The sequence below is a fragment of the Nocardia acidivorans NBRC 108247 genome (assembly GCF_001625085.1).
In the GTDB taxonomy this organism is placed as follows: Bacteria; Actinomycetota; Actinomycetes; order Mycobacteriales; family Mycobacteriaceae; genus Nocardia; species Nocardia acidivorans.
Genome location: NZ_BDAW01000043.1, coordinates 1 through 1902, shown reverse-complemented (window position 1 = coordinate 1902; position 1902 = coordinate 1). Strand labels below are relative to the sequence as shown.

Here is a 1902-nt window from a genome sequence, read left to right as displayed (position 1 = left end):
CGAGCCTTGGGGCTGGAGTATCCGAGGGCCGGGGGAGTGCCTGATGGAGAGGGGAAGTACCTGGGGGAGTGGGGGAGTGGGGGAGTGGGGGAGTGGGGGAGTGGGGGAGTGCTGAAGAGGCGGGGATATTGAAAGGGTGGGGTGGGGGGCTAGAGCCGGCCGCCGGGGCGGCGCAGGCGCAGGCGCGCGGTGGAGATACTGCGGATCGGCCTGCGGCGCTGGGCGCGGCGCTGGGCCCGGCGTTCGGCGGGCTTGTGATGCCAGGTCTCCGGCCGGGCCGCGACCCAGCGCGCCGAATGCACGGCGAACGGGATATGCACCAGGTACAGCACCACCAGCGCCGTCATCAGAATGAGCGGGTAGGTGACCAGCAGCGCGGCGGCCAGGGCCACCAGCACCAGCAGCAGCGGGGCATTGCGCGGTGCCACCGACACCGATTTGATGGCCAGTGTCGGCAGCGTGCTCACGCACAGCAGACCGGTCAGCACCACCCATACCGCGACGGCCGGGAAGCTCACCCACCACCCGTCACCGAACTGTTCGGACAGCGCGATCGGCAGCAGCGCGATGAGCGCGCCCGCCGGTGCGGGCACACCGGTGAAGTACTCCCGCTGCCAATCCGGCCGGGAGTCGTCGTCCATCAGGGTATTGAAGCGGGCCAGCCGCAGCACCATGCAGACCGCGAACATGAGCGCCACGATCCAGCCCACACTGTCGGCGTGCAGGAAGGTCACGTACAGCACCAGCGCGGGCGCGACACCGAAGGCGATGGCATCGGAGAGCGAATCCAGCTCCGCGCCCATCTTGGTGGTGGCATCCAGCATGCGGGCGATGCGACCGTCCAGCATGTCGAAGATGGCGGCGGCGCCGACCAGAGCCAGCGCTATCGCCAACTGGCCCTGCATGGCGAACTTCACCGCCGAGAGCCCCGAGCACAGTCCGAGAATGGTGACCATGCTCGGCAGCAGCCGCACGGTGCGATTGCGAGCCGAGCGGCGCAGCGCCGGTGCGGGCGCGAGTTGCTCCATCATGAATCCAGTTCGGCCAGCACCGTTTCCGCGCCGATGGTCCGCTGCCCGGGGACGACCAGTGGTTTGGTACCGGCCGGGAAGTAGGTGTCCACGCGGGAGCCGAACCGGATGAGCCCGTAGGTCTCGCCGATGGAGAGCTTGTCGCCCACCTTCGGCTCGCAGACGATGCGCCGCGCCAGCAATCCGGCGATCTGCACGACCACCAGGCGCTGGCCGTTCTCGGTCAGCACCACCATGGAATTGCGCTCGTTCGCATCGCTCGCCGCGGGCAGATCCGCGGAGAGGAATTCGCCCTTCTTGTAGACGATTTCGTCGATGCTGCCGGAGATCGGCATGCGCTGCACGTGCACGTCGAGGACGGACAGGAAGATGCTCACGCGCGGCAACGGCTGATCGCCGAGATTCAACTCGGCGGGCGGTACGGCCGAATCGACAAGCGCCACTTCACCATCGGCGGGCGCGACGACGACGCCGGGCCGATTCGGCGGCACCCGATGCGGATGCCGGAAGAAGGTGGCGGTCGCCGCGGCCGCGAACAATCCCGTGCGGCGCACCCACTTACGCCGGAAACCCAGCACAGCTACCGCGAGCGGAGCGGCCACGAAGGGCAGCCCGGCCGGGTGCAGCGGCGGGATGGCGGAGCGGACCAGATCGGCGACGTGGCCGAGTCCGGTGGTTTCGGGAGTGCCGGGCGGGGTGGGACGGCGGGCCACAAGCTCCTCTTTCATGCGCGGATGGGGGCGGTCAGGGACCGCGATCACACGATACTGTGTTTGATTTGCCTCCGCTTCGCTCCGGCCGGTTCGCGGCCCCGAAGTCCCGGCTCTTCCCTCCCTGCGGCTCCTCCGCTTCGCTCCCCCGCCTCCGGTCA

2 protein-coding genes are annotated in these 1902 nt (G+C 69.1%); both read right to left on the bottom strand.

What is annotated here, in order from left to right; all coding sequences use genetic code 11:
* Positions 1-149 precede the first annotated feature (149 nt).
* A complete protein-coding gene (pssA, locus tag NA10_RS22900) occupies positions 150-1031 on the bottom strand; it encodes a CDP-diacylglycerol--serine O-phosphatidyltransferase (protein WP_373862405.1) in 882 nt (293 codons plus the stop codon).
* Positions 1028-1744, bottom strand: a complete 717-nt coding sequence (locus NA10_RS22895; protein ID WP_067571316.1) for a phosphatidylserine decarboxylase — start codon at positions 1742-1744, stop codon at positions 1028-1030. The genes pssA and NA10_RS22895 overlap by 4 nt, the downstream gene beginning before the upstream one ends.
* Positions 1745-1902 lie beyond the last annotated feature (158 nt).